This is a genomic window from Skermanella sp. (genome assembly GCF_059503625.1).
The window spans coordinates 1-2,897 of sequence record NZ_JCACHA010000309.1 but is presented as its reverse complement, the minus strand read 5'-3'; the positions used below and the strand labels follow the sequence as shown (position 1 = coordinate 2,897).

The window sequence follows — 2,897 nt, the reverse complement described above, 5'->3', positions numbered from 1 at the left end:
CTGTAGTACTAGGCGGCAATCGGCTTAGTTGCGCTGACGGTTGTTCGGGATCATGAGTCCGAGGTATGGGAGTTGAACACTACTGGCAACCCCGTTTAGAAGCTCCGTCCTCCCAACCATCTCATTGATTTAGCGGACGTACCACTAAGCAGCTGCCATTGGCGGTGATCATCATCTAATCACCATTACCACTATCTACATTCTATCTTTTCTTGGCGCGTAATTATATGACCTTCTAGACGTCCCCCCCAACGATCATAAAATGGTCCACTAGAGAGACCAACTTGCAGAACTAGCCTTCGACCATCTTCAATGAGGTTTATTCTTACCTCAGAAGTATTATTATTAGAGGCAGCCTGCCATTGCCAGCTTATTATACGATGCCCAGGTTCTGCATTGTATTCTTCATTTACGACTTTGGTACTTATAACTTCTTTCGCATGATCGTTGTGAAATATATTAACACCGAAAACTTTTACTATTGGGACGCAAGAGTTTTGTATTTCCTCACCAGTCGTCGTTTTGCAGTAATCAAGCGGAGCTCCGGCAAGAGCGAAGAAATCAAAGGAATGCTGGATCGGAATCATGAAATTGATCGCATCTGCTGGTGAAGCGTTTCCCCAGTTGATACCGATCAACCGTCCATTTTTATTAAAAACTGGACCTCCGCTGCTTCCCGGTTCGATCTGAGCAGTGTATTGCCAATACCCTCTATCTGAGTCTTTTCCACTAAGCGTTCCAGGTGTTGGCTTCAGTCCCAAACCAAGGTCGTAGCCAAGCACATACACCGATTCAGCGTCCTTAACCTGTGTCTCGCGACACGCACGCACAAAATTATAAGGGCTACCCTTTTCTTCTGCCTTCAGCAACGCAATATCTTGTACAGGGTCATACTTAATTACCCGAGCCACGAGGACTATGCCGGTGGGATCATCAGGATCAAACGCTGAACCTTGTTGAGCTCGTATCCTGATATCTGAGTAAGGCCGCAAGTCGTCATCAGCCAAAAGATGGTAATTAGTTAACATATATCCACTACTCGAGATAAAAAACCCAGTTCCGCTCTCTACTATGCCTTCATTTTCTTGATTTTTACCGCGAATGACAACAAATGCAGTCGCTGATTTGTAAACGCTATGCAACCTTTCAAGAACATTATCCTCTGCCATGGCTGGATAAATCAAAAGACTATACGTAATGCTAACTAGAACAAGCACCCACATAAACAATACTCCGATAGCTGTTTTGTCAACTCGGCTTCCCGTATAGCTCTTGTATTGTTACAACGTCTCCTGGACTAAGTTTGCCTCCATTATTATCCTCCGGATTACAATAGTTCATTACCGATTCATTATCCCATGGAGTTAACTTAGTATCACCTGAAATAAGCTCCCCTGGTTCCTCTTTACACTCACCTGGAGTATCAGGACGATTGTGTTCATGTGCAAGTGCCAAAGCATGACCAAACTCGTGTACCGCCATACTTTTTATGCATTTTTCGTATATTTCTACCGAACTTTTGCATTTGGATCCCCAATTTACGAATTTAAAATTCAGTCTAACTCCATTCTTTAAATTTTTCAACTTATTTCCTAATGCTCTTGTTCTAGGTCCAAGATCTTTAACTCCAATACGTATATCACTGCCGCTCTCGTTGCATGATGACCAACCTTTTATGATCAATGCAGAATGTTTATCCCAGCTGTCAGTAATGGCCCGTTGGACGAGTTTACGCTGATCGTTCCAATCCTCGCGTGTAACTTCCCAGCAAACTGTTAGAATGCGTTGTTGGATTAAAGAGCCCCAAGTCCATTTATTTGCCAAAAGCACATAGCCTCTTCCAACTAAATCGTAGCGATCACCGTTGAACTCGAAAAATTTAAGTGCCGGCAAAGGTGGTATTCTCGTAACATCTGGTAACTCAAGGTTTTGGGCTACAGCGTTGTGTGGCTTGAACACTTCTATGCACAAGAAAAAGGCAAATATCAGAGTCGAAACAATTTTTACATCAAAACAATCGGAAACTTTGATCATATATCGCCTCTTTTGGCCCTTGTGCATGCTTAGAGAAGAATCCTAACTACCTTTCTATTGAGGTGGCTGCGTTTGATTTCCCGCACCTGCAGCTCTAATTTCTTCAAGAACAGTACTTAGGTCAATATCTGGTTTCGCCTGTACCATGGCAACAATCTTATCAAAGCCTGCACATACGGGATTTACCATTTTGAACGTGATAGTGTTGCTTCTTGATGCGTCAGCTGTTCCACCTCTTTCCGCGTTCAAAGTCGGAGCGACAGTATTTACAAGAGGGCCTGCTCCCGCAAAGTTTAAAGTAGCCGGGACAGCTAAAGTTAATTTACCTGTCTCAGTAGCTTTAGCTGATACAAGAAAGTTAATATCGACGCCGCAAAACATCAAACCGCTTCGATACTCTTGTGGCACGATTGGTTTAGTAGAATCCTGACCAATAGCATCTGACGCCAACCGCAGGCGGAATCGCTTTACTGCATCAGCAACCTGGGCGGACGCTTCGTCAAGTGTAATCCGTTCTTCTCCTAATATTTCTTCAGGTGTAGTTTGGGTGCACGCCGTTGAGAGACAAGAAATTGCAATAAAAATAAAAAACTTGTAAAAGTTGTTTTTAGTATGCTTTTTTGTATCACTAAGAGACACCTGCTGATCGCTGGAAAACATCTCTGCTTTGTGTTTAATTTCGTCAAGGTTTTGTTTGTTATAATCGCGTGGATGATTTGTTGTTATTTTACTCTGCACATGCTTAAGTGACACGCTTTCCTCCAGACATTCGTTTGACGCACAAATAACTCAGTAGGTTGGACCTTAGTACTACAGTACAGTCGCTCTCCGCTCTATATCAGCAGTATAATTTCTAGTTCGGC

Annotated in this window: 3 protein-coding genes; all 3 read right to left on the bottom strand. The window is 43.0% G+C overall.

All coding sequences use genetic code 11. The features are described 5' to 3' along the window. Positions 1-191: 191 nt before the first annotated feature. The 3 genes from AC5JJ6_RS07150 to AC5JJ6_RS07140 are packed head-to-tail and all read right to left on the bottom strand — an operon-like array spanning position 192 to position 2,787. Entirely contained in the window at positions 192-1,223 is a 1,032-nt protein-coding gene (locus AC5JJ6_RS07150) for a S1 family peptidase (RefSeq protein ID WP_496041371.1), read from the bottom strand. Between the two features lie 25 nt (positions 1,224-1,248). Beyond that, positions 1,249-2,034 carry a zinc metalloprotease gene (locus AC5JJ6_RS07145; RefSeq protein ID WP_496041370.1) on the bottom strand — a complete coding sequence of 262 codons (786 nt, stop codon included), beginning with the start codon at positions 2,032-2,034 and terminating at the stop codon, positions 1,249-1,251. A gap of 54 nt (positions 2,035-2,088) precedes the next feature. Continuing rightward, positions 2,089-2,787, bottom strand: coding sequence for a hypothetical protein (locus AC5JJ6_RS07140; protein WP_496041369.1), 699 nt, complete (start codon positions 2,785-2,787; stop codon positions 2,089-2,091). Positions 2,788-2,897 lie beyond the last annotated feature (110 nt).